Origin of the sequence: Parapedobacter pyrenivorans (assembly GCF_014636865.1) — a bacterium.
GTDB lineage: Bacteria > Bacteroidota > Bacteroidia > Sphingobacteriales > Sphingobacteriaceae > Parapedobacter > Parapedobacter pyrenivorans.
Genome location: NZ_BMER01000002.1, coordinates 219,973 through 244,590, shown reverse-complemented (window position 1 = coordinate 244,590; position 24,618 = coordinate 219,973). Strand labels below are relative to the sequence as shown.

Below are 24,618 nucleotides of genomic sequence, written 5' to 3'. Positions count from 1 at the left end.
AGAAGATTGAATTAATTACTCGAAAGCAAGCTATAGAGACTGCAGGTCTGTGAGCAATTCATTACAATCGGCATACCTTGTCTCTAATGGGTTAAGACACTTTTTAATTACATTTATTGTTTTTTCAGATATTCCTAACGCCATTAATGTAGACATAAAATCGCTTCCCGCTGGCGGCTGTCCGGTTAGTAAGGTATACCAAATTGCGCCTAAAGAATAAATGTCGGATCTTTTATCGATAAGTTTTGGATTCGCGACAAGTTCGGGAGCATTATAATATCCACTTATAGTTTGCACACCTGTTTTGGTAAGTCTTGAATGCAGTTCATTTTCAATGAATATCCCTAGGCCAAAATCTATTACACGAAATTGATTGGGCTTCGCAGCCATGATTTTACTTGGCTTTAAATCCCTATGAATAATCCCGCAGGTATGTGCATATCCGATGGCACTAACTATATGCTTCATAGCGACGATACTCTTCTCCTCGGTTTGTGCCCCAAACTCTGTGATGACTTTGTTTAAGTTTTTACCATCAAAATATTCCATTCTGATGAACGGACGTTTACCGATTAGGCCAGCATCATATATCCTAATAATATTCGGATGGTTGAGTTTAAATAAAATTCTTGATTCTTGAAAAAAACGTTCTAACTCTTTCTGATCAGTAGCGCCTTCATAGAAAGCAGGTGCGAATATCTTAACGGCGAAGGGCATTTTCAGCAAACGATGCTCATATTCGTAAACTACGCCAAATCCTCCTGTACCTATAATTCTTTTCTCTTCGTAGTTTCTGTTAAATTCCAATGCACCCTCCCCAGATTCGTATTCAATCGCATCAAGCATTGGATTGAGTTCATCTGCAAGGATTTGCCTACGCCCATCATATGTGGAAGATACACTTTTTGCCCATTGCCAAAAATCTCTAATCGTTCTGCAGGTTTTCAAAAATTTAGGAATTAGCTTTTCTAATCTTGGGTTTGCCAAAATTATTTTCCTTGTCCTTTGGTATTCCTCTTCATCATAGTCACCTCCGGTTGCGCGAGAAACCAGTCCGTTTTTGAAAGTTTCTAGTAGTATCAGCAAGTCATCATCAGATAAAACTTTAGGTAAGGTATTGTTATTCATTTTTTTTAACTCAATTTCTGTGCAAAGATACCTTACTGTTAACAAATTAACCAATTTGTAATCCAGCCCTCAGACCTGTATGAGCATAGCGGTGTTGGTTATGTACAAAAAACTACCTCTACAAGTTTGAAATCATGATCTCAGGCCTTGATAGGAGATTTTTTAAATTATCTTAGGTGTTTTTCAAATTATTATTCTTACTTTCGAGAAAGGAATCAAGCGCCCCAGTTGTGAGTGGCTGAAACGCGAGGTTAAAATCAATAATTGACAAGTCAAACAGCAAATTTTGTTAAACTGCTGGCATGGTTGTCCTTAAACACTCACGACGACTAAAAAGCCCAGCAAATAACACTTATTGCTATGAAGCTTGACATTACAAAAGCATGCGCAGATTCTTTGCGCACCTTCACCCAAAACAATTATGGTATCCAATTGAAATCGTCCCATGCACATGAACTTGTGGCGGCTTATTTTGGCTATGCTTCACGTGCCGCGCTACTTGCTGACAAAAAATGTCCCTTGAGTAATCTACAGGATGCGGAAATCATCATCATGAACACTCCAACACTTTTCGTCGAGCAACGCCTTAAAACCTTGGAGAATCTGCCTTCAGGACTTCCTTCCGTCGATATTCTGGCTGAAGGCGTTTATTCGCCTATTTTGATCGATGACCAATTGTCAGGGAAAATATGGGCAGGCATCCATGAGGTGGCAATTGCATATGCTGAGAATCGGGCATTTGATAATATGAGAATGATGGGAATGGATCAAAAGGAACTGGACTGGCTTACTGAGGTTGATATAAAGCCAATGGAAACTCATGTACTGATCGCCGTGACATTTGATTATCCAGCAAAGGCAAAGAAGCCTATGAGATATGCCTCAGTAAAAATAACGCTTCCTTGTATTGCAGGAAATATAGGTTATGACAAACCCGAAGTCATGCCAACTTTTTATAACGGTCATATGAGAGACCCGGATTTCCGGTTAAGACACGGAATCGATGAACTATGGCAATGATTTAAATCCCACTATCTTCTTGAGCCAAAAATTTTGGCTTTAAGGAGATAGATATCCGTTTTTATTCTATCGAGTGTTTCGTCGTTCATTGGTTGATCTCAGATTCATTTGTACAACTCTTGTATAGTTCACGCCAGAGCATTTTTTTACATTTCTTTCTGGTTATATACACACAAAATTGTCCGTTTCTGTTCTATCTTACAAAAAAGCACCAATCGTACGTGACTGGTGCGTTTATTGTAGCCCCGACGGAAATATGAGCTCTATTATCAGCTTAATTTGACCGCTTTGAAAAGCACCTTAAACAACTCACCTGTTTCCTTATCTGCGGCCATCTCTATAAGAGCGAGTTCGTAGGTTTCTATACGGTCAATACCAAGTTTTGTTAATCGGGATAGCCGGTCGCGCTTGATTCCGGTTCGATGAGCCAAGATGTCAAGGTTGTAATCTTCCAGGGAAAAAATCAAATTTCCAGTGGGCGAGGTGTCGGACTTAATGTTTTTCGAAGTCGGTTTATCAGTGTTTTTTAGCTTAAGATCTAGATAAACTTCCTTCAAATAGACTTCAATCGGGTCTCCGACAAAAAGTGCTATTTTGAAGGATTCGATGGCAGGGATGGATTTCGTAATGCCGTTACGCATTTTACGAACTGTTTCAACATGTATACCTGTCGCCTTTGCGATATCGGTGCTGTCTTCCTTTTGGCCTTTTAGTTTCTTAGCTAAATAAGGTCCGAGGTTATTATCAGGAGCTTCTACTTTCAAGGTATTAATTGCTTTCGAAAGCCTAAATGTACACTTTGAAGATAGAGGGGGCAATTTCCGATGCTTTACAGTCGTTTGTTGAAAAATATTTTGAAATAAACGACTATTTGCGTAGGTTTGTTGTGTGAATGTATAGGTAATTTAGAAATTGACAAAATGACGAAATAAAGAAGTTAATTTTGTAGCATCATTTAGAAGTTAATGATGCTCACTTAACGAGCCTCACGACCACGCACGAACGTAGGAAATTCAAAAGGGGAGTTAGAGGGTAAGTGAGCACTGGTGATACCCCCATGAGCAATCATGGGGTACCAGGCCGCTTGCGATTTAGCTCCCGGGTGCAACCCTTCGGGGAAGTAGCAATACCAATAGGCAACTATTGTGAGCACCGATCCTACGCGGTCCTTCGTGTGGTTACAATCAAAGGCGGTCTGGCTCCTTCGGGAGTTTGATTCCTTTGCGAGGTTTTGATATCGATTTTCAAAACCAATGAAACCAACAAAAAAAATCATTGAACCTAAGTTCTGCCATCCTTTCCATAATAGGAGAGCTGACAGTTTTGTGTCCAAACCGTGGGGAATTTCTACGAGTAACCTCTTTAAAAGCATCGCGAAAAACCCGGTTTGACGGGATTAAAGAAACCTGAATTAGTTCATTCTTCTTACACCTAAAATCAAATAATATAATGAAGCAAAATTTACGCTTAGGGGATAGCTATACCCTTTTGATAGCCAACCAACGAAATCTTGGTACGACCAAATTGCCAAGCCAAACTGGAGGGAATTCCGGAATGGAAGGGCAACAGCCACACAGCTTGCTGCCTGCAAAAAGAAATGAAGAATCATGTGTTTGTACCCATGCGATGGCCCGAGCCCGTAGCGGGCTGGGCCTCGCTTTGGGGTTGATGGTGGCATTTTTTCTAACGACTATGTGTTTGTATGCCCGCGCGCAGCCGGAGCGAAGCGAAATCCCGATTGCTGTCGAGAAGTCCCTTACCGTATCCGGCACGGTGACCTCCGCTGCTGATGGCCGGGCGATAGTGGGCGCTACCGTTACTAACGGACGCACACGCATCCATGCGATCACGGATAGGCTAGGGGAGTACCGCATCTCCGCGCAGGCCGGTGACATCTTGGTCTTTTCCTTTGTGGGCTATAAGGAACGCAAAGAGGCGATAAACGGTCGAGCGTCCGTCGACGTGTCGATGGAAACTGCGGATAATACATTGGATGAAACCGTGGTCATCGCTTATGGTACCACCAGCAGACGGCTCAATACGGGGAGTGTGGGCCGTGTCACTTCCCAGACGATTGCAAAACAGCCTGTCGGCAATCCGTTGCTCGCCTTGGCGGGCCGTATACCCGGGCTGGAAATCAACCAGACTAACGGCTTGCCCGGCAGCACCGTAAACGTCCGTATCCGTGGCCGCAACTCCATCCAGCAGGGCAACGAGCCGATGTACATCATAGATGGTGTGCCGTGGTTGAGCAGCAGCCTCACCCAATCCCAGACGCGTGGGGCAGCGGGCGATATTAGCCCCTTCAACAGCATCAATCCGGCAGATATCGAAAGTATCGAGGTGCTCAAGGATGCTGATGCCACGGCTATTTATGGCAGCCGCGGGGCCAACGGCGTAATCCTCATTACCACGAAGCGTGGTAAAGCCGGAAGGACGAGCGTGGACGTGAATCTATACACCGGCATGGGTAGGGTAACGCGCACGATGGAGCTGATGAACACCCAGCAGTACCTCGAAATGCGACGCGAAGCTTTCCGCAATGACGGCGTGGAGCCGACACCGGCGAATGCACCGGATCTGCTGTTGTGGGATACCACGCGCTACGTGGATTGGAAGAAGCTGATGATCGGCAACACGGCCAAGCTGGGCGATGTGCAGGTGGCGCTATCCGGTGGGAGTGAGGGTACGCAATTCCGTCTTGCAGGTTCGTACCGGCGCGAAACTACCGTATTCCCCGGTGATGACCTGGCAGACCGACGTGGCGCTGCCCAGCTTAACATCAACCATCGGTCTGCCGATGATCGGCTGCAAGCCAATGTGAGCGTGGGGTACAGCGGCGGGAAGAACAACCTAATCACCAGTGATTTGACAGGGCAAATATATACCCCTCCTGTACAACCAGCTTACGACGCATCCGGTAAATTGATGTGGAGCGATAACGGTTCTTCATTCGTCAATCCCTTGCGTTATCTCGATCAGAAAAACACCAGTCTGACACAAAACTTGATTTCCAATCTAAATGTTCAATATGACATTGGATTTGGTCTGCAATTGAAAGCCAACACAGGCTATACGGTTTCGAGGATATCGGCCGAACGGATTACACCCAACGCCTACTACGGCCCTTCTGCCGCAAACCGGAACTGGGGAGCATCAGCTTTCAGCGATGCGAACGCCAAGTCCTGGATTATTGAACCGCAATTGTCCTATGCTATAGCGTTATCGGATGCCGATCGCATCCAAGCCCTTGTCGGTGCAACCTTAAGGGAATCCATTAATGACCTATCGGCTGTGCAGGCCAGTGATTATTCCAATGAAGCGCTGTTGGGTACGATCAACGGTGCGGCATCGCTGGTGAATAGCGCCAGCCACGATCTTTACCGGTACCAGTCGTTTTTTGGCCGGATCAACTACAACCGCGCTGACAAGTACTTGCTCAATTTCACTGCACGGCGCGATGGTTCCTCCCGCTTCGGTACGGGCCGGCAATATGCAAACTTTGGCGCGGTTGGTGCAGCGTGGATATTTACTAAGGAAAGTTGGTTTGAAAATACCGATGGGCTTTTAAGCTTCGGCAAGGTGCGGGGGAGCTACGGGATTACCGGCAACGACAACATCGGCAACTACCAGTACCTCGATACCTATGGCACCACCAATCCGTACCAGGGAATCGCAGGGCTGTACCCCAATCGGCTGTTCAATGCGGACTATGCGTGGGAGACGAATCGCAAACTGGAGGCGGCGCTCGATCTGGGTTTCGTAAACGACCGCCTCCTTGCTTCGGTAGCTTGGTTTCGCAACCGCAGTGGCAACCAACTGCTACAGGATGCCCTGCCCACGCAGGTTGGTTTTTCAAACATCACACGCAACCTGCCTGCGTTGGTGCAGAATACGGGGTGGGAGTTTGAGTTGCACACGGTACCCATCCAGCGTCCGGATTTTTCGTGGTCTTCGGAGTTCAATTTGACCCTATCGCGGAATAAGTTGTTGGAATACCCCGGTTTGGCAGAATCCAATAACGCATCGCGATATGAGGTCGGCAAACCGCTTGACATTGTGCGCCTGTGGTTGTATACGGGTGTCGATCCGGCGACGGGTTTGCATACGGTTGACATGGAGACTGGTCAGACGGTGTTTTACGATATCACGCCGAGATATTACGGCGGTTGGAACCATACGCTTACCTATCGGGGATTTGAGGCCAGCATATTCGTTCAGTTCGTGAAGCAGAAAAAGGTGAATGGGCTGGCAACACTGATCAACGCGCCCGGACACCGTTACAATGTACCCGCGTTGGTGGTGGATAGGTGGCAGCAGCCCGGTGACATATCGAGTACACAGCGCTATGCAACGGGTGGAGATGCGGCGATGGCTTTCTTGCGATACCGGGCTTCTACAGACGCGTATACCGATGCGTCATTCATCCGGCTCAAAAACGTGTCGCTGGCTTATCAGCTGACCGGCCTTGCGGTGGGCAACTGGCATTTGAACCGATGCCGGATATATGCGCAGGGACAAAACCTGCTCACGCTTACCCGTTATGTGGGCAATGACCCCGAGACCGGAAACGCAAACATATTGCCGCCCCTGCGTATGGTTACGATGGGAATCCAAATTACCTTATAATCAACTTACGAGATATGAAATCAATAAAACATTTCTATATGTTGGCATTGGCGCTCATGTTATTGCCCAGTGCCTGTAGCTTCCTTGAAATACCCGCACCGAAAGACCAATTGGTACGCGGTAATGTCTACACTTCCGACCAGAGTGCAACGGCGGTGATATCGGGGATATACTACGGGGTCATCGAGGCCAGTGGGCAGTTGGGCAACTTGGGTATCGCTACGGAGCTTTCTTCAGACCAATTGGTGTATGCCGGCGGTGATAACGGTTATCGGCAGTTCTTCGAAAACAGCCTCGACGAGTCGAACGGAATGATACAGAACCTATGGACGGCCTTCTACCGTAGCATTTATCGATGTAATGCAGCGCTGGAGGGATTGGCTGATGCCACCAGCATAGCTGCTGACCTCCACGATCAATTGCGGGGCGAGGTATTGGCTATTCGTGCCTTCTGTTATTTCTACCTCACTAATCTTTGGGGGGATGTACCACTGGTTGATGGTGCCGACCATCGCGTAAACCAACGGATCGGGCGTACGCCTAGCGCGAGCGTTCAAGCCGCTATCCTTGCCGACCTGAGGGAGGCGGAAGCGTTGCTTTCCGATGCCTATCCGTCTGCAGACCGGGCGCGCATCAATAGGCGTGTGGTACAGGCGCTGCTGGCGCGTGTTTATTGGCTTGCTGGTGATTGGCAGCAGGCGGCCGATGCTGCGACAAATGTGATTAACGACCCGGCGTATGTGTTGGAGGATCCCGAAGCGGCCTTTTCCATGGGAAGCCGGGGTACGATCTGGCAATTGATTCCATTCAACTTGCCCGCTCAGGCACCGACGTATATCCCCGGTCAGCCGGAACTGATTCCCACGTACTACGTCGCACCCCAATTGCTGGACGATGATGAGCCGGGAGATCAGCGCACGGTGGTGTGGCTCGGAACCAATGAAGTGGATGGCGTTTCCTACCCTTATCCTTACAAATATAAGGTTGCCTCCGGTAACAGCCCGGCCACGGAAGCATTGGTGGTATTTCGCGTGGCCGAGCAATACCTAATCCGCGCTGAGGCTCGTGCGATGCTGGATGATGAAGCGGGAGCGCTTGCCGATGTGAATGCCGTGCGGCATCGGGCAGGCTTGGGTGAATTTGATGGGCGCGGTGAAGCGTTGTTGGCGGCCATCGCTCGCGAAAGGCGCATCGAGCTATTTGCGGAGTGGGGGCTTCGTTGGTTGGACTTGAAACGGTCGGGAACAGCGGCAGAAGTCTTGTCTCCGTTGAAGCCCGGCTGGAAACCCGCGGATTTGTTGTGGCCGTTGCCTTTGGCGGAGCGGCAGCGAAATCCAAATTTGGAACCGCAGAATGACGGGTATTGATAATGTGTTTAAAGAATCAGTTAATAAAAAGCAACATGGCTAAAATTGCAATAGTGACTGTGCTAACGTTCGTCTCCCTATCGGGCGTGATGGGCCAGCACGCTCAGGTTGATCGGACATATACCCTGGGCGACACCGTGCCGGATTTGCCGCTGGGTACTTACCTGATGAATTTTCCGGATAGGCAGGCGTCGCTACACGACTTGCGTGGTAAGTACGTGATGCTTGATTTTTGGGAAACTTACTGCCAACCTTGCATCAACGCATTGCCGAAATTGCAATCCCTGCAAGATAAGTATGCGGACCAATTGCAGATCATTGCCGTAACGAAAGATATCGAGCAAAACGTGCGGGCACTGCTCGGGCGGTCTGAAATCACGAAGCACCAAAACATCCGTATCCCCTTCGCCATTGGGGATACGGTGTTGCAAAAGGCTTTTCCCCACGCGTACATCCCGCATGTGGTCATCGTCAACCCAGCGGGCAGGGTTGAAGGAATAACCCACGGTGCAGCAATCACCGAGGAGCGTATTGCGGCGATGCTTAGTGGCGATAAAATCGAGTGGGAGCTGAAGGAAGACGGCATTGCCTCTTTTCAGCAAACAGACGAACAATTAGCAAATGGAGCCGAGGAGACCGTCGACTCCAGTCTGCTATGGTCCTCATACCTCAAAAGGGGTGGGAGTGCGTTGAGCCGGATCAAAAGACATGATGATGGAAGCATTCGTAGCCTGCATATGGAATGTACGCCGCTTCACTTATTTGTAAGGGTATTTAATCTCTTCAACGTAACGAATACCTTGCTCGGCAATGCGAACCACCAACGCATCATCGTCGATATTGCGGATACATTGACCTATCGCTTATATGCCGATGAAAACAATTACAGTTACGGCCCTATAAAGTTTCCTTACCTGGATTATCCAAGCCATGCCGCCTATTGGAAAGAAAATGCGTATACCTACCATGCGGAGTTTGGCCCGGGTGTACCCGATGATCAAGTACGGGAGCGCATACTCACCGACCTGAATAAGGCGCTGCCCATAAAAGGGGAGATTGTAAAAAGGGAACGGCTGTGCTATGTGTTGAGGGTGCGGGAGAACGCACGGATGCTATTGGATGCGAACGTAAATGAGCTTGAACCGCTAAGCCAAGGGCTGCCATTCGACGGCTACCATATCCAGATAAACGGGAAACCGATCGGCGAATTGCTGAAGGTGCTGGCCATGTTTATAAGCGCACCACCGATTGAGGACGGCACTAACATAGATTTCAATGTCAGTATGCAACTGGATTTTACGGATTCGCCGAAAAGAGACCCAAAGAGTGGTTATTTGATAAACAATGAATTGGATATGGATGTACTGCGTACGGAATTGGCTAAGTACGGTTTATACCTCGAACCGGAGATCAGGTTGGTGGATATGCTGCTTATCCATGACTGATTGCTATTGGAGTGCTGGTATCGTGAACGACGCGATTTGGTCGTTGAAGTAGAGGGCGATCAGTCGGTCCTTTACGATAGCCATGCTTTTGATCAGCTTGCCATCCAATGCAGGAAGATAGAAACTACCGCGGTACCCGCCTGTTTGTACATCAAATATATCGACGGGGATATGCTTGATATACTCCTTGTAGGGTTCGTTATCGGCGCGGAGATTCGAACAGAGATACAGTAGCCCACGATGTAAGCAGGCTGCGGAATTGGTCATTATACGTGGTGCGGTTGGGTCAAGCCGAAGCTTGGGCGCAACGGTATCCAGTAAACTAAACGAATGCACCTCGTTCAATGCAGTGTCGGCTACAAGGATCCGGTTGTTGTAATAATGTTCGTAAACGAGCAGCCCGGTTTGATCGTCGTGCATCAGGCGGCCGTCGCTGCTCAGCCCCATATCGGAGGAGGGCAAAGAAACGCCTTGCTCCCAACGAGTCTCACCGTGGTGGCTGATACGGGAAAACCGGAATGCTTTTTCAGTGGGGGAATACTGGCGCAGCACGAAGCGGGTAGCAGACAGCGATATGCCAGTAGTAAATACCGCATCTGCGGTATAAGTTGCTTCCGGTAGCGCCCTTGCCAAGTTGTATACATAGATGCCCGGAGCATTAAAGGCAAAAACATAGTAGTAAGGGGAATCGATCAGCGCGGTATGCCCGGCCGGAACTTTTTCGGTGGCCAGCCAATCTCCCAATCGTTGGATGTTGACTACTTTTGCTTGGCGGGTTTGCATGTCGACTGCTACAAGCGTTGCGGGATCATCCGTGGTAAGGTATAACTTGCCGCCAAACTGACCTGCAATGGCCACGGATTTGGAAGGCACGTCAAAAGGCTCTGTGATGCTGACAGATTGTGGCAAAAATGATCGGACAAAACCATTGTCTTCAAAGTTAGGCAGGTTGGCCTTAATGAAAATGAAGACATTAAGGAGAATGCCCACTAGCACTGCAAAAGCAATCTTCAGGAAAGTCGCCATGGTATTGGATAGGTGGATGAACGAAACACAGGAACTCCGGGTTGCCAACGCCCGGAGTTGCTGTGTGTTCGTGTTGCTGATTAGAATTTGCTGGAATTGCCTTCCCAAAGAATCACATTTGAAGGGTCTTCCGGATCGATTGCTACAGCACAAAGTGTTGCGCCCGGGGGACAAACCGTAGATTCCAATTCAGCTTTCGTGTTTTCCCGCTGATTTTCCGGAATATCCGGACCCTGGGGATAGTCGGCTGTCCTGAAAAGGGTTTCTGCCGGGGCGACATGGTCGCGAAGGTCTTTCTTCACTTCAACGCCCGATTGATTGGAACCGAAGAACATATACACGCCTGCGGCAAGTACCAATGTTCCTATCTTGCTTATTGTTTTTATTTTATTTACCGTTGTCATAACGTAAATGTTTAAAATGAATGATTGAATAATGTGTTTTCGCTTTTAGCGAAAGAGCAATCCTGCTCGCTGACGTTTACATCCGACCAGCTAAGGCGGGTGGTTCCAAATGGGTGATTGATTCGTTTTCATGGCTTATTGTTTTTGTGGGTTTGTCGTTGTCGTTCTTTCGAGGCCGTAGCGGCCATCGCCAATGCCAGGAATAGGAGATTAAATACCAGATGCTGTTCCCAAGTGAGGCTTTCAAGCGCTGCCGAGCAAAGGCATGGCGTATAATAGCTGTAGTTGAGCAACAGGTAGATGTAGCCGGTAAAGAGGCTCATCAAGAAAACCGATGCATAGAGCCCCCATAATTGTAGGGTACCGCCGAAAATCAACAAGAAAACCACGATTCCCTCCACAATGGGCGTGCCCCATGCCACCCAGCCCTGGTAGGCCATCAAAAACGGCGACTTGCCCAGCTCGGCGTAAAAGCGTTCAAACTGCCGGGCTTTATCGATGGCGGTGAGGCCAAAAAGAAGCATCAGTAAAATAGAAATAGCTTCGATGGCAAAGGTGCGGCTATCCGGTTTTTGTTTCCAGCGGGACCGAAATAGAAAGCCTTTTGCTACTAAACTATCGGATTTCGTTGTTGCCATAACCCGAAGGTAGGCAGCAAAACCAGCCAACCGTTAGCAATGAGTTGCCAGTTTTTTTGGCAACTTGTTGGCAACGTTAGGTACTTAATCGTCATTATATTTGCCAACCCAACTTCTTTTTTGTAAATTAGCTTATCATTTATAAACCAAAAGCATCTTACCTCATGATTAAAATAGCTAGACCTAGCAATTATTGGGTGTTCAAAGCACATAACGGATTGACCTATCCTAAATTCCCGTTACGTTTATTAACCTGTTGCTCGTTATTCATGGTATCGTCCGCTGTTGTCTGGCTGGTGTATCCACCCATGAAAATTACGGCTACTCAATTCGTCGGATTCGGGACCGTGGTACTTGTGGGCCTCATCGTGGCGGCCGAGTTTGTATTTCGAAACTTCATGCAGCGCACGTATTGGAAAAGGCCGTGGCAAGATTTGATTCAACATGAGCTGCTTATCCCGGCAGGAATCGCGGCGCTTATTTTCTATAACCTGATTATCGGCCCGATTAATTTTTTTGATCCTACGCCTGTCGAGCCCTCCTGGCCCATGCTTGCTGCAAAGCGATGGGTGTGGGCATTCTTCCCTGCGTTGGGGTTATTTTACGGCTTGTTATGGCTGCTTGAGTACAGCATTGCCCCCGAAAGGCCAGATTCTGGACCCAAGCGCGGTGGTGCTTGGCAAACTGCGGTGCAAAACCACGTGATACAAATCAACTATGCATTTCACTCCGAGATTATATGCCAGCAGAGTCTAAATTTGGGGTACGATAAGACATGGCGGGAGGAGTTAAGGGCCTATCTAGAAACTCCGCCCAAAGCGTTTAGGAAATACCGCTATTATCTCGGAAATGTGGCAGCCATCCCTATTTATCCGTATTATTCACTGCAAGCGATGGTGTTGGTTCTCAATTTTTCCCTTACTGAAGATAAGCTGATTTTAACCAACGCTGAGAATGAAGACGGAAGTGGGAAGGCCAGCCTAGTTTTTAGAAATCGCCATGAAAGCTTTTCCATACCAGTATGCTTTGCTGACATGGATGAAGTGGTGAAAGTAATGGCAAATGTATTGACGCCGGATTACGAACTGCGCCTGTGCCGCTTGGCTTCGCGGCACAGGCTACTAAAAAGTTTGATATGCCTGCAGCCCGAAGAATGGGCCGAGCTTACGAATACATATGGTAAGCGGAAAATGCGTAAATATTTCTCACCGATAACTAATCGATTCAGTTCATTGGGCTTTTTAGACATTCCTTGGAAGACACGCTCCTTCAATGTACTTGCGAAATATGAAGACCCGTTGTAGGTCGTGCTAAAACCTAGCCTTATTACGTCATTTCTTTAATTGTTTTCGAATACCAATACCGGCTCATGTGGTTGTGCATCGCGCACACGCTGGCCGTGGTGCGGTGGGGCAGGGTGGGGTGCTTTTCCAAAAATGCCCGGATGCGGGCATCGGCTGGCAAGGTATTGCGCAGGTTGTAATCCAGCAGGTGCTGGGTGTTGCGGACCCTGAGCAGTTGTAGCTTGGCTTTTACTTCGCTGTGCCGCTCTGCTAATGCGCGGAGGCTCGTGTAAGATATACTCAGCACGGTAGAGGGCTCCAACGCCCGGATGTAGTCCGTACGGGCTTCGCCTCGGCAGTAACTTTCCGGCGCGAAGATGGGATCGCGCCGGTAGTACACATGGCGGCCCCAAAGCTTGCCGGTAAACCCGCATCGGTAGTAACTGTCTGCCAAGCCCTGCAATACCAACATAAACTGGCCGTCTTCGGCTACTCCAGGATCTTCAAGCAATTGGTATCTGGTGGTATGATAAATCCGTGCTCGGGGGAATAGCTCGTTGGCTACCTGCGCTCGGCGTTCTTCTGGTATGTCGAAAAACGGCAGCAACGTGTCGTGGATGGCGGTGTAGTGTTCGGGCATGTTGATCGGTTTCATAATAGGATGCGGCTTCCGCTTCAGTGGGATTGGCCAGTGGTTTAATGCGGTGTAAAGATCGCTATTACGTCCAAAAGATGCCAAATTATCGTTCCAATAGGGTATTCAAAAGTGTGAACAGCGCATCACAGCGTGTGAAGCACTGGTTTTGGTGCCTTTCTGCTGTTTCGGATGCCCAGAGCTACTATCGAACCGTTTTGTTGCTTTTCGGTTGTAAAAGCCATTTTTTCGCCAACGTGATCACCAAATCTTCGATGGCCAAATAAGAAGTCGGACGAAGCCCGTAGCCGGAAAACGGGCAGATGGTTTTACTTTTTAATTTAAGGAGCGTTATGGAAACTGCCGTAAACGAATTGCTCGAAGCACTGTGTGCTAGCCTCCAGCAACCGCTGGATATCGGGGAGCTATGTAAATATACAGAGCTCCCCGACAAAGAGGATAAGTGCGAAATCGACTGGCTCTAATCCAGGAGGCAACGTTGTTGGGCCGCGGCCTCGTGCTGCGGCCCCAACGGTTGCCTAAAGGACTACCACAACGCCCTGAAGAAACAACTGATCTGACATGATGAATAACAGACCTATCACAAAGGCTGAGCCGCTGCAGCGAATACCGGAATGGGCTGCCGACTCATTGGCGTGGCGCTCATTTGCATTTTACAGTGCCAATATGCGCTACCTGATGCCCAATGTTCCTGTCGCATTCCATGCGGCTAGTTTTGAAGAAACACAGCTTCTTCGCGCAGAAAACGCCGACAGCCTGCTCGCTGCCCGTCGTCTTGGTGAAATGCCAGCGCCGTTAAGTTGGCGCGGTGGCGTGCCTTTTCCTGCGATAGTGGCTACATTCCACACAGGGCCTTATCCGTTGGTGTGCGGATGGCTGATGCAGCACCGGATCCCGTTTGCGTTATTGCTTTCAGCCGATGTGCTGCAACGGCAGGAACTTCGGTACCGCCAACTGTACCGTCAAATTACGGGCGTTGCGCCGGATGAAAAATCGTTTGTTTGCATTGACGCATCCGACCCGCGAAGCCTCTTTCGCATGCGGACCGTGTTTAACCAAGGTATGGTACTGGTCGCTTACCTTGATGGAAATACAGGCGTACCGCTGCCGCGTGGTACAGCACCCCGATTGGTGCTTGATTTCATGGGCAGACCTATGGCAGCCAAAGTTGGAGTGGCGTTTATAGCGCACCTCACCGGTGTCCCGGTGTATCCGCTGGCGTGTTACCGTGCGGGCAACGGCGTGCGGTGGCTGGAAGGAGCAAAGGTGGAGGCAGCGAAAGGCGAGGTGCGCGAGGCATACGTAAAACGGTGTATGGCCACCTCCTATGGAGTATTGGAAGCACTGTTGTTGGCACGTGCCCCGCAATGGGAAGGGTGGCTATATGTACATCACGATTTGCTACTGGATCCTCCCTCCCAGACCAAATTGCCGACCGGGTTGCAGCCAGAAGCCATCAACGAATTTATGCCCTTTCAGATACGTGAACATTACTTCGTCTTGCACACGCCCACGTTCGCCACGTATCGTATACCAAGGCGTTTGCATGATGAACTCAAGCGTCATGCAGACATTTTCTTCTGTATTTAATATCTTTGGCCAGACATAACCTTCATCATTAGCGCCTACATAAGACAAATCGGGTCGTTTTTGCCGGTCCGCTCCAGTCGATGATGGGGCATACGTTGATGAATTAACCGATTATTCATCGCCTTGAGAAACAATAGATCTATATGAAAAATGTCGGAAAAAACATACGTAATACAGTTGCAGTGCATGCGGTTGTATGGCTGGCCTACTCGGTAGCCATGGTGCTCCATAATACGACAAAATACAACGACACGGGTGTGGCTAAGATACTGGTGATTATGCCGTTGTGTATGATTGTCGTTTATTTTACCCGTTGGATATGCTGGTGGATTTCCCGAGCTGGAAACTGGCATAAGGCAGCTGTTTGGCTGGTGTTGTTTTATGTCGTGGGGCTGATTGCAGGCTATGGCTATATCGAATGGTTAGAAAACCGTGCAGGTGTAGCGATCCATGTAGACGGAGCAGTATATTCCCACTCGCGCTTTGTGCGCAATGTGCTCCCGTTTTACCTGCGTTACACCAGTTACGGAGTCGGCATTTTCCTGTTTGAGAAAGTGCTAAGGTTGGCGCTCACCAATAAGAATATGTTAAAAGAAGCAGCTAGGCTACAAAGCGCCTTAATGGCGGCTACATCCCAACCAAAAGGAGGACGTATAGCGCTCCATTTCCTGGGCAACGCGTTGCAACGCTGCTACCGGATATTGCAGGGGGTGCCGAACCATGCAGTGGAGATGGTGCGGCGTGTAGATGGCTTGGTCAATTACGCCTTGGATGAGTATGCGGTGCAAAAGCCTCGGCTGGTAAGGGTAGAAAGGGAAATGCAACGCCTGCGCGAAATGATGGCACTGGATGGCGTGGGAGAACCGGGCAGGCCACAAGTAGTACTCCATGCAGAAGAGAATATGAAGGGGCTTAAGGTACCGCCGTTCACGTTCATTTCGGGCTATGAGAATATCTTGAAACACGGTGTTACGGATGACGAAATGGAGCCAGCTACCATGCGGTTGCACGTCTCCTCTAGTGGTTATCGATTTGAAACCTGTAACAGGGTAGCAGCCAAACCAACGCACCAGCAAACGAAGGGTGGCTATGGTTTATATGCGGTGAGGCAACGGCTGGAACTGACGCTGGACGGCCGGTTTACACTGGACCACAGCGAACAAGACGGTCAATACCGGTTGGAACTGACCGTGTATATTTAAATTAATATTAGCAATCATGAATACAAACCTACATGTCGTCATTGTAGATGATGACCGCGCTATAGTCGAATTACTGGAATCGTATGTACGGATGTACACGGGGTTGCTTATCGGTTATTCCGGCACCGATCCAAATAAAGCATATTTGTATGTAAAACGTGCGCGGGTGGATGTCTTGTTTATCGATATGGAAATGCCCGGCCTCAAAGGATTGGATTTCTTAGCGTTGGTTCGCGAACGTATCCGTGGCGAAGTGCCGGGTATGCCGCCAATTCACGTAGTGGTGTGTAGCGCGCACCGCGATTATGCACTGGATGGCTATGAACATCGTATAACCGATTTCCTGCTCAAGCCATTTTCATTCCCCCGGTTTGTAGAAAGCATGGATGGGATAAAGCGAAGCCTGATGGTAACCCCGTCGCGGGCGGTGCTTACGGGTGGAGATGAAATGTTTTTGGTGAAGCAAGAGGGAGGTAGCGTCTTAAAACGGGTTGACTATGCCGAAATTATTTACCTGGAGGCGATGGGTAACGAATGTAAACTTTGGCTTGGAGAAAATGATCACTTGATTGTGGGAAAAACGCTGAAACGCGCACTCGGCCAATTGCCGCGTGAGCATTTCGTGCGGGTGCATCGCTCTTTTGCGGTGGCTTATGACTACATCAAGGAGGTGCGGGGAGATGAGTTAAAAATGAATTATTTTGAAGCATGTTTGCCGCTTGGTGAAAAGGACAACTACCCGCAGTTTTGGGCGTGGGTGAAAGAGACCAAGTGGTAAACGGCAACCAACGAACGCGAACCTAAGAAACTAACCTATGAAACATGGATCAACTCCGAACGCAGGCGGAAAGGTTTGCGTTTGCGGCCGCATTATCGGTATACTGTATCCCGAATTGAAACAAATCCGCGCTGACCAACAGGAAATCCTGAATTACATCCTCGAGAAACAGCAAGCCGAAATTGAATATTGCTCCGCCGAGCAGGCGATGGACCGCATAGGCATCAGCCAAAGCACGCTGCTGCGCTGCCAACGCCGCGGCGAGATCACGGTAGCCAAGTTTATAGAGCGCAAGAAGTACTTCCGCGACCGCGACGTGGAGCGCCTGCGGCGGGAGTACCGCGGGCGGGAGTGAGGAATGGCATCGGCAATTATTTTTTTACCTTCTGCGGTTTGACGGCTATCATTTTCAATTGGGATTTTGGACTGACGAGCTGACCTGCAAGGATATCTGCCTCGGTGAATTTTGCCAAGGCGATATCACCGGGCCCACGGTTGTGGTCGTAGGTGATATAGATGGTACCATCAGGTGCTTGAAACCCGTCGGGATAAGTGAGCTTTTCGCGATCATCGATGACCAGGCCGCCTTTCCAGGTTTGGCCGTCATCTTCGGAAAGCCAGGCACTGAAATAATGGCGGCCTTCATGCGAATGCAACTCCTTGCCGTTTTTAATGAGCAGGATGCGACCGGACGCTAGTCGCCGGATGAAAAACCGCGAACTGGGATGTTGGATGTTTGACGCGGTAAAATCAGGCTCGGACCAGGTAAAACCCTTATCAGATGAGTAGGATTCCATAATTCCCTTTTTGGTTCGTGCAGTCAACCACAATTGCCCGTCGTTTTTCTCGATGATCATCGCTTCAAGCCAGTCGGGGTTCGGGAATGTCCGGATGCCACGCAGTTCCCAGTTTTCTCCCTGATCGGTGGAGACCAGCACATTGACCCCGCGATAGGGATCCAGTTCCGGAAAATCGCCATTGAACGGGCCGAAACCATCGTTTTGCAACAGATAGGACGGCAACACCCATTCACCGGTAGCGAGTACCGTTGGCTTATTTAACATCGCACCGTGCGAAATGCGTTTGGGTTCAGACCAGACTGGATTTTCGTCGTCCGGATTTTCGCTGGTAATCGCCCAGAGGCCGCCCCGGCCGTCGAAATGGTTCATGGTCTGATCGAAAAACAACCAGAGCTTTCCTGATGGATCGGTCCAGAAATTTCCGATGATCACGGTACGCGGAATAGGGATGGATGAGGAACGGCCGTCAATGACCAGACGGGGTTGCGACCAGGTTTGGCCATCGTCATCACTGGTAGCCGCCAACAGGTAGGAGCTGGGGCAATCACACTCGCCGATCCAAGCGAGCCAGATACGCCCGTTGGCCGTGCGCTCCATGGTCAGCGACATGACGTAATCCTGCGTGTCGTAGTCGTATTCGGGCGATGGTGACGTATTGATCTTGGGCGGTATCAGTGCTAAATCCGCGGCCTGGCGCATCACCTGGTTTTCGTAACGCTTAATCTCCTCAGGGCTCATCTGCTGAAAACGGGCTTCCCGTTCGCGCGTGGCCTTATCGGGTAGCTCTTTCGTGTTTTGCGCCAGGACAGGCAGCGCAAAAAGTGTGGCAATTAAAGCGATGTGCAGTCTTTTCATGATTAGTTTGTGTGTTTTTATGGGTTAAAAAAAGCTACCGGCCTGCATCGCGCATCAGCCGTTCATATCCCTGCCGCAACAGCGCAATATCGGAGTCTACGGCGATACACGAATACCCCAACGATTGCATCACGGGTAGCTGCGCGTGATCCCGTAGCAGGATTCCCGCTTGTTTACCATGCTTGGTCGCGGCGGCGGCCACCTGCTGGAGCGCATCCTCGAAGGTGGGTTTATTGGGCTTCGCCTCCGCGGCTAATGCCAGCTTCAGATCTGCGGGGCCCACGAAAAGGACATCTACTCCATCCACCGCCGCTATCGCGTCGATGTGGTTAATGCCGGACAAATCTTCAATCTGGGCGAAGAATAATGGATTTACCGTGGCGAGGTCGCCAGGTGGGGTTGTGCCGTAACCATAAGACCGCACGGATGAGGAATAGCCGCGGTGGCCGGTCGGTGGATACCGCATCGCCTGAACACAACGGATCGCTTCATCGGCGGTACGGACATGGGGCATCATGATGCCGTCTGCACCCCAATCCAGGGCCCTGCCTATGGCCGAAGGCGAGAATTCCGGTATCCGGACGATAATCGACGCCGTCCGGTGGGAGATCCCCCGGAGGATTTCCGGTAGGCTGGCTTCCGACGTGTTGCCATGTTCGAAATCGAGGAGTAGCCAATCAAGCGGGTATTGGGTGGCCAGCTCGGCCACCACGGGCGACCCGGTGCTTACCCACGTTCCGAGGGAAAAGGGGCTTTGTCGTATGCTTGTCTCTTTCATAAGCTCAAAATGCTTTTCTTGGTGTGTAGGCCCTCACACGCACTGTTGATACGCGATAGGGTGATTTGTTTCAAATCATTGGTATGGCCATTGTTCATAAAGAAATTACCCGGCATATCAAAGTAGTTGCCGCGTACGCGGATGACGGCTTTGAAGATCATGTTGCGCAGCAGGTGTAGCCAGAGTCTTTCTTCGAAATGGTCCGGTAGCGGCCGCACTTGCGCATACCCGTTGATGGCTGAGGTGACCACTTCGCCCGATTGGAAACAGGCCAGCAGGGAAAGGTCATCCACGGGGTCGCCGCTGATGGAATCGTTCCAGTCGATAAACGCGCGGATGTGCGTTCCGTCGCCAAGGATGTTCCAAAACGCTAAATCTTTGTGCACCAGGCATCCTTTGCCGATGTGGAGGAGCGAATCATGTGCTGCTACCAGTTCCAGGATTTGCCGCTGCTTGGTCTGGGTGAGGAAAGATGCGCGAACGAGGTAATCCAGGTGGCTCTCCAGGTTCAATCCAAAATAGTCGCTGTACTTATCGTGAAAGCCCTCGAGACTGCCATTACTCATAAAGGTCTCTACGTTGAACAAGCCGAAATTGGCTGGCGTGATGGCCTGCCACCGCGCGATATAACCACCGATTTCAAAGGCGGTGCGCATCACATCAAGCCTATCCGACCCACTGTAGTGGCTCAGGTCGCGACCGCCGATGAGCTCCATCACCTGGATGGCGAACGGAACCGAAGTTCGTGATACATCGGTATGATAGATCACTGGACAGGGGATGTCCAAATCCCTCACCATTTTCATCACGCCCGATTCCACGGTCATGTAATTATCGCCTTCGGGGCCGTCCTCTAGCCGGACGAAGTAGTCGCTATCGGCATAATGCGCCACAAACGTGATGTGGTTGCCCTGGCCATGGGCCGGCTCGACATTGACGAGCCCTCTCTGGAAAAAGCGATTGAGGTAATCACTAACCTGAATGACGATTTCGGCCAGCGGCGATCCAGCCGTAGTTCTTGTATTCTCGGATGTAAAAGCACGGTCCGATTTCCAATAATAGATATTCCTGCGTCCTGCCATTAATTCTTTGGAGTTTTGCGGTGCCACCATGACGCGAGTATAGATCCGGAGATATTCATTAGCGGCCCGAAGATGGCGGCTGCGAGCCCGAGCGTTGCGATACGGCCCATCTCCTTGGAGAGCCCGGAAGCAAGGCCGCCATTTTGCATGCCTACTTCAATGGCAATGGTTCGGCAATCGCGCTCTCCGAGCCCGAATAGGCGTCCTGCCCAGTAGCCTAGGGTGTATCCGAACATATTATGGATGAGGATCAGCAGCACGAGCAGTGGGCCTACCGTAAGAAGGTTGTCGCGGCCTGCAGCCGCGATAACAACAATGGAGAATGCAATTCCGAACATGGATACGTAGGGCATAGCGACATCAAGCCATGGCGTTTTGCCATGAAACAACCCGTTGAACAGCAAGCCGATGCCGATGGGCAAAATGACCATCTTCAGAATGTCCCACATCATTTTCCACGTGTCGATTTCGATGAATTCGCCAGCAAGGGTCTTCATGAGTAACGGAGTAAAAAGTGGCCCCAACATGGTGGCTATAGACGTAATGGTGACAGACAAAGCCACATTTGCCTTGGCCAAGTAGGCGATCACGTTTGATGCCATGCCGCTGGGTACGCATCCGATGAGGATAATACCAGCAGAAATCTCATTGGGCAATCCGCTTAGCATCGCAATGGTATACCCGAGAAGGGGCATGATGGTAAACTGACAGCCAATCCCGATCATCACAGGGGCAGGCATTTTAAGCAAACCCGTAAAGTCTCTCAAGCTCATGGTAGTGCCCATGCCGAACATGATGAGCTGAATGGATGGGGTAATCAATGTAGATACGTCAAAATCGCCCCAACGGGTGAAATACTGGGGATAGCTGACGGCTGCTGCAAAACAGGCCAGAATCACCATCGTATAGCTGAAACCTTTGAGTTTCGGATAGCGCTGGAAGATAATCGCGAGGGCGATGAAGGTTAGAATGATCAAGGGAGGCGCAAGCATGTTGTAACTGAATAATATTGCAAGCAATACGCCTATAGGGGCTACCACTGCTAAGGTGCTTAAAAGTCTAAAGAACATAAATAAAGTGAAAGCTACTGAATGATTTTACTTGGCGGATTCGGATGGTGGAGGTAATTTGTCTAGTCCCAACGGTTTACTGATTAATAGTTTGGCTGCCGATCCATCGCCCTGAAAGACACTTGCTAAAACGTCTTCCTCGGTAAATCGTGCCATGAGGATTTCGCCGTCCCAATCCCGGTTCCGGTCATAGGAAATGTAAATGGTTCCATCCTCATGTTGAAATCCGTCTGGGTAGGAAATGCCCCTGCGCTCATCCAACATCAATCCTCCCTTCCAGGATCGTCCGTCATCCTCCGAAAGATAAGCACTTAGTTTTGAACGGAATTTCGTGCGTTCATCGATTTCCCCATGTCGGATCAATAGCAGACGGCCCGATTTTAAGCGTCGAATAAAATGCCGTGAAGTAACATGATTCATATATTTGGTCGGTTCAGACCAATTTTTGCCTTGGTCCGTTGAAACACTTTGCCATATCCCGTCCTCGGTGCGAGCGGTCATCCAGAGCGACCCATCGTTACGTTCTATAATATGGTGCTCATCAAAGGATGGCTTGGGATAGCGAATGCCACCTCTTCTCGTCCATGTTTTTCCACTATCGGTAGAGGCAAATACATTAGCCATTCGAAGTGAATCGAGTTCTGGATACTTATCTTTAAAATCTTTATCAATTTTATTTGCATCCCAAAGAGAAATGTTCAATAACCAGGTACCATCTTTCATAATCATAGGCTTATTGAGCGAGCATCCATGCCATATCCGAATGGGAGCGCTCCATGATGGTTTTTCACTGTCGGGGTTTTCGCAGATAGTATACCAAGTGCCATTCCGGCCATCGAAATGTGTCAGGGATTGATCGAAAAACAACCATAGTCGGCCGCTAGGATCCAGCCAAAGGTTGCCCACTATGGTTCGTCTCTTATAAGGCAAAGATGGCGAATGGGTGTCTATTACCAACTTCGGATCACTCCAGGATTTACCTTTATTATCGCTATAATTCAATACAAAAAAAGCATCTGCATTGTCGCCGCCTCCGACCCAACAAGCCCATATTCTACCCTGTGGAGTTTGCTCAATACCAATTGTCATGCCGTAATCAAGATTTTCATAACTGTATGCTGGCAGTGGGTCGGTGTTTAGTTCGGGCAGTTCCATTGCCCAGTCTATGGGCTGCTGTGCACTGACTCCGAGACTAATTAGTGAGAAACTGATTAGCAACAGGTGTTTTTTAAATGGATACTTCATAATAGTATGCTTAGAATTTGATAAATTAAGTTAGTAGCCCGGATTTTGTTCGAGTTTTGCTGATATATTTGCATCAATTGCCGATTGAGGGATGGGCCAAAGCTCATGATAATCTTGAATTGTATTTACTGTGCTCGGACGTATGTTGTATTTCTTTGTCCGTTCAACCAATTTTCCCATGCGCATCAGTGTTCTACGTCTTGGCTCTTCAACAATTAGTTCCCTGGCACGTTCATCAAGAATAAAATCCAAAGAAATTATACTTTCGTCAATTAGCGTAGCACCCGCGCGCTCCCGTATTTTATTAATATCCTGGGTTGCGCTAAAACTGTCACCATTTCTTAAGTACGCTTCTGCTCTCAATAAATAGGTTGCTGCCAGCCGGAAAACCATAAAATCAGATACGGTTTGACCAGCTCTACCACCGTTGGATGCCCAATCGTATACAAGTTGACCTTCAATTTTGCGAATAGTTGGATAGCAGTTCTGCATCGTATCTTCCAGCGAAAACCTTTGTTCAACGGGCTTTCCAAAATAAGATGAAGCCGGGTTATTATAATAGTGAACACGTCTGATATTATTTGTGGAATTCCTAATATCCGAATTCCAGTCTTCTTTCCAGAGGTCATAAAGGAAATAATTCGTTGGCCTTACCCATCCCACACCTCTGCCAATCGAGTCGACAACATCCATTCCGTTTTGCCCATTAGGGTCTTTTAGCATCACCAAAAAAGGACCCCACCCGCGAAGATTGTGATTTCCTCGATTTCCAGATCCATACCCACCTGGTGTTTGATCTTCAAATTGCCAGACGTAAATTGATTCCAAATTGCCGGAACTTCTGCTTTGGTTTCCGGTCCTGAATAAATCAGAATAAACATCTCCTGGCTCGTTTGTGTGTCGCCCAAACCGCTCGGTCATTAATTGGTAGTGGCCGGAGTTGATTACGTTTGATGCTGCTGCTATTGAAGCCTCGAAGTCGCCTAGACTAATTTCAACCTCAGTAAGTAAATGGTCAGCAGCGGCTTTTACGATGCGCCCTTCTTTGTTTCCGTCAACCAATTCCGGTAGCCATTGACTTGCAAATTCTAAATCTGTTTTAGCAAACTGGTAGATGGTATTCCGATCTGCTCTGATAAAATCAGTTTTTGGGGCATTGTATACAGTATCCACCAACGGTACCCCGCCATAGAGATTAGCTAAGAGATTATAAGCATATGCCCGAAAGAATCGAGCCTCCGCAACTATTTGGTTCCTTTCTTTTTCGTCGTTCCAAATTGATGCATTCTCTGCACTTTGGGCATGTGCGATAATCGTATTTGCTCGCATGATCATTTCTTGGTACGCCCAGTTCCAATATGTTGCAAAACGACTGTTATTGGGGGTAAGGTAAGTTTGATAGTTTCGGAAATTAACTGCAGGCTCCTGTCCGGTGGTTGCAACGTCGGTACCAATATTCATGTCGAAAAATAAATCTAAATCGACCTTAGTTAACTCATCTCGCGCTGCTTGATGCAACGCAGTAATCGCCATATCGAAGCCGGATTTCGAACTCAATGCTTGGGTAACACTAACCGCTGATAGTGGCTCTTCTTCTAGGCTCATCTGCTTACACGATAGGAA

22 protein-coding genes are annotated in these 24,618 nt (G+C 49.0%); 10 read left to right on the top strand and 12 right to left on the bottom strand.

Annotated elements, in window-relative coordinates:
- Positions 1-30 precede the first annotated feature (30 nt).
- Positions 31-1,128 (bottom strand): serine/threonine-protein kinase, encoded by a 1,098-nt coding sequence (locus IEV98_RS12840; protein WP_188506409.1) that lies wholly within the window; start codon positions 1,126-1,128, stop codon positions 31-33.
- A gap of 360 nt (positions 1,129-1,488) precedes the next feature.
- Here IEV98_RS12840 and IEV98_RS12835 point away from each other — a divergent pair, with 360 nt between their 5' ends.
- Positions 1,489-2,148, top strand: coding sequence for a hypothetical protein (locus IEV98_RS12835; RefSeq protein WP_188506408.1), 660 nt, complete (start codon positions 1,489-1,491; stop codon positions 2,146-2,148).
- 269 nt (positions 2,149-2,417) lie between these two features.
- Here the strand turns inward: IEV98_RS12835 and IEV98_RS12830 are convergent, their stop codons facing one another.
- Positions 2,418-2,912 (bottom strand): hypothetical protein, encoded by a 495-nt coding sequence (locus IEV98_RS12830; protein ID WP_188506407.1) that lies wholly within the window; start codon positions 2,910-2,912, stop codon positions 2,418-2,420.
- A 685-nt stretch (positions 2,913-3,597) separates the two neighbouring features.
- Between IEV98_RS12830 and IEV98_RS12825 the strand changes: the two genes are divergently transcribed.
- From IEV98_RS12825 to IEV98_RS12815, 3 genes are read left to right on the top strand one after another with little or no spacing between them, the layout of a single operon-like run.
- Complete coding sequence (locus IEV98_RS12825) at positions 3,598-6,777, top strand: SusC/RagA family TonB-linked outer membrane protein (protein WP_188506406.1); 3,180 nt, start codon at positions 3,598-3,600, stop codon at positions 6,775-6,777.
- Positions 6,778-6,791: 14 nt separating this feature from the next.
- On the top strand, positions 6,792-8,144 hold the full coding sequence (locus IEV98_RS12820; RefSeq protein WP_188506405.1) for a RagB/SusD family nutrient uptake outer membrane protein: 1,353 nt from the start codon (positions 6,792-6,794) through the stop codon (positions 8,142-8,144).
- A 35-nt stretch (positions 8,145-8,179) separates the two neighbouring features.
- A complete protein-coding gene (locus IEV98_RS12815; protein WP_188506404.1) occupies positions 8,180-9,589 on the top strand; it encodes a TlpA family protein disulfide reductase in 1,410 nt (469 codons plus the stop codon).
- Positions 9,590-9,592: 3 nt separating this feature from the next.
- On the opposite strand, the gene IEV98_RS12810 is transcribed toward IEV98_RS12815, so the two are convergent.
- The 3 genes from IEV98_RS12810 to IEV98_RS12800 form a co-directional block, all read right to left on the bottom strand.
- Positions 9,593-10,723: a hypothetical protein gene (locus IEV98_RS12810; protein WP_188506403.1), complete on the bottom strand. Its 1,131-nt coding sequence runs from the start codon at positions 10,721-10,723 to the stop codon at positions 9,593-9,595.
- The gene (locus IEV98_RS12805; RefSeq protein ID WP_188506402.1) at positions 10,696-11,019 is read right to left on the bottom strand and encodes a hypothetical protein; all 324 of its coding nucleotides are present in this window, start codon (positions 11,017-11,019) and stop codon (positions 10,696-10,698) included. The genes IEV98_RS12810 and IEV98_RS12805 overlap by 28 nt, the downstream gene beginning before the upstream one ends.
- A 128-nt stretch (positions 11,020-11,147) precedes the next feature.
- Positions 11,148-11,657 carry a MauE/DoxX family redox-associated membrane protein gene (locus IEV98_RS12800; protein ID WP_188506401.1) on the bottom strand — a complete coding sequence of 170 codons (510 nt, stop codon included), beginning with the start codon at positions 11,655-11,657 and terminating at the stop codon, positions 11,148-11,150.
- Between the two features lie 164 nt (positions 11,658-11,821).
- Here IEV98_RS12800 and IEV98_RS12795 point away from each other — a divergent pair, with 164 nt between their 5' ends.
- Positions 11,822-12,961, top strand: coding sequence for a hypothetical protein (locus tag IEV98_RS12795; protein ID WP_188506400.1), 1,140 nt, complete (start codon positions 11,822-11,824; stop codon positions 12,959-12,961).
- Positions 12,962-12,983: 22 nt separating this feature from the next.
- On the opposite strand, the gene IEV98_RS12790 is transcribed toward IEV98_RS12795, so the two are convergent.
- Positions 12,984-13,595 carry a cyclic nucleotide-binding domain-containing protein gene (locus IEV98_RS12790; protein WP_188506399.1) on the bottom strand — a complete coding sequence of 204 codons (612 nt, stop codon included), beginning with the start codon at positions 13,593-13,595 and terminating at the stop codon, positions 12,984-12,986.
- A 332-nt stretch (positions 13,596-13,927) separates the two neighbouring features.
- Here IEV98_RS12790 and IEV98_RS24600 point away from each other — a divergent pair, with 332 nt between their 5' ends.
- The 5 genes from IEV98_RS24600 to IEV98_RS12770 all read left to right on the top strand — a co-directional run bounded on the left by IEV98_RS24600 (position 13,928) and on the right by IEV98_RS12770 (position 17,520).
- Positions 13,928-14,059 carry a hypothetical protein gene (locus IEV98_RS24600; RefSeq protein ID WP_262892484.1) on the top strand — a complete coding sequence of 44 codons (132 nt, stop codon included), beginning with the start codon at positions 13,928-13,930 and terminating at the stop codon, positions 14,057-14,059.
- A gap of 97 nt (positions 14,060-14,156) precedes the next feature.
- Positions 14,157-15,185, top strand: coding sequence for a lysophospholipid acyltransferase family protein (locus IEV98_RS12785; protein ID WP_188506398.1), 1,029 nt, complete (start codon positions 14,157-14,159; stop codon positions 15,183-15,185).
- Between the two features lie 143 nt (positions 15,186-15,328).
- Positions 15,329-16,387 carry a sensor histidine kinase gene (locus IEV98_RS12780; protein WP_188506397.1) on the top strand — a complete coding sequence of 353 codons (1,059 nt, stop codon included), beginning with the start codon at positions 15,329-15,331 and terminating at the stop codon, positions 16,385-16,387.
- A 16-nt stretch (positions 16,388-16,403) separates the two neighbouring features.
- Entirely contained in the window at positions 16,404-17,165 is a 762-nt protein-coding gene (locus tag IEV98_RS12775) for a LytR/AlgR family response regulator transcription factor (RefSeq protein WP_188506396.1), read from the top strand.
- Between the two features lie 37 nt (positions 17,166-17,202).
- Positions 17,203-17,520 carry a hypothetical protein gene (locus IEV98_RS12770; protein ID WP_188506395.1) on the top strand — a complete coding sequence of 106 codons (318 nt, stop codon included), beginning with the start codon at positions 17,203-17,205 and terminating at the stop codon, positions 17,518-17,520.
- Positions 17,521-17,536: 16 nt separating this feature from the next.
- Here IEV98_RS12770 and IEV98_RS12765 read toward each other — a convergent pair whose 3' ends face one another.
- From IEV98_RS12765 to IEV98_RS12740, 6 genes are read right to left on the bottom strand one after another with little or no spacing between them, the layout of a single operon-like run.
- Positions 17,537-18,820 (bottom strand): sialidase family protein, encoded by a 1,284-nt coding sequence (locus IEV98_RS12765; protein WP_188506394.1) that lies wholly within the window; start codon positions 18,818-18,820, stop codon positions 17,537-17,539.
- A 34-nt stretch (positions 18,821-18,854) separates the two neighbouring features.
- A complete protein-coding gene (locus tag IEV98_RS12760; protein WP_188506393.1) occupies positions 18,855-19,598 on the bottom strand; it encodes an HpcH/HpaI aldolase family protein in 744 nt (247 codons plus the stop codon).
- Entirely contained in the window at positions 19,595-20,680 is a 1,086-nt protein-coding gene (locus IEV98_RS12755; protein WP_188506392.1) for a phosphotransferase family protein, read from the bottom strand. Before IEV98_RS12755 ends, IEV98_RS12760 begins: the two co-directional genes overlap by 4 nt.
- Positions 20,680-21,750 carry a bile acid:sodium symporter family protein gene (locus tag IEV98_RS12750; RefSeq protein WP_188506391.1) on the bottom strand — a complete coding sequence of 357 codons (1,071 nt, stop codon included), beginning with the start codon at positions 21,748-21,750 and terminating at the stop codon, positions 20,680-20,682. The genes IEV98_RS12755 and IEV98_RS12750 overlap by 1 nt, the downstream gene beginning before the upstream one ends.
- 27 nt (positions 21,751-21,777) lie before the next feature.
- Positions 21,778-22,995: a sialidase family protein gene (locus IEV98_RS12745; protein ID WP_188506390.1), complete on the bottom strand. Its 1,218-nt coding sequence runs from the start codon at positions 22,993-22,995 to the stop codon at positions 21,778-21,780.
- Positions 22,996-23,025: 30 nt separating this feature from the next.
- Positions 23,026-24,600 carry a RagB/SusD family nutrient uptake outer membrane protein gene (locus IEV98_RS12740; protein ID WP_229738730.1) on the bottom strand — a complete coding sequence of 525 codons (1,575 nt, stop codon included), beginning with the start codon at positions 24,598-24,600 and terminating at the stop codon, positions 23,026-23,028.
- Positions 24,601-24,618: the final 18 nt, after the last annotated feature.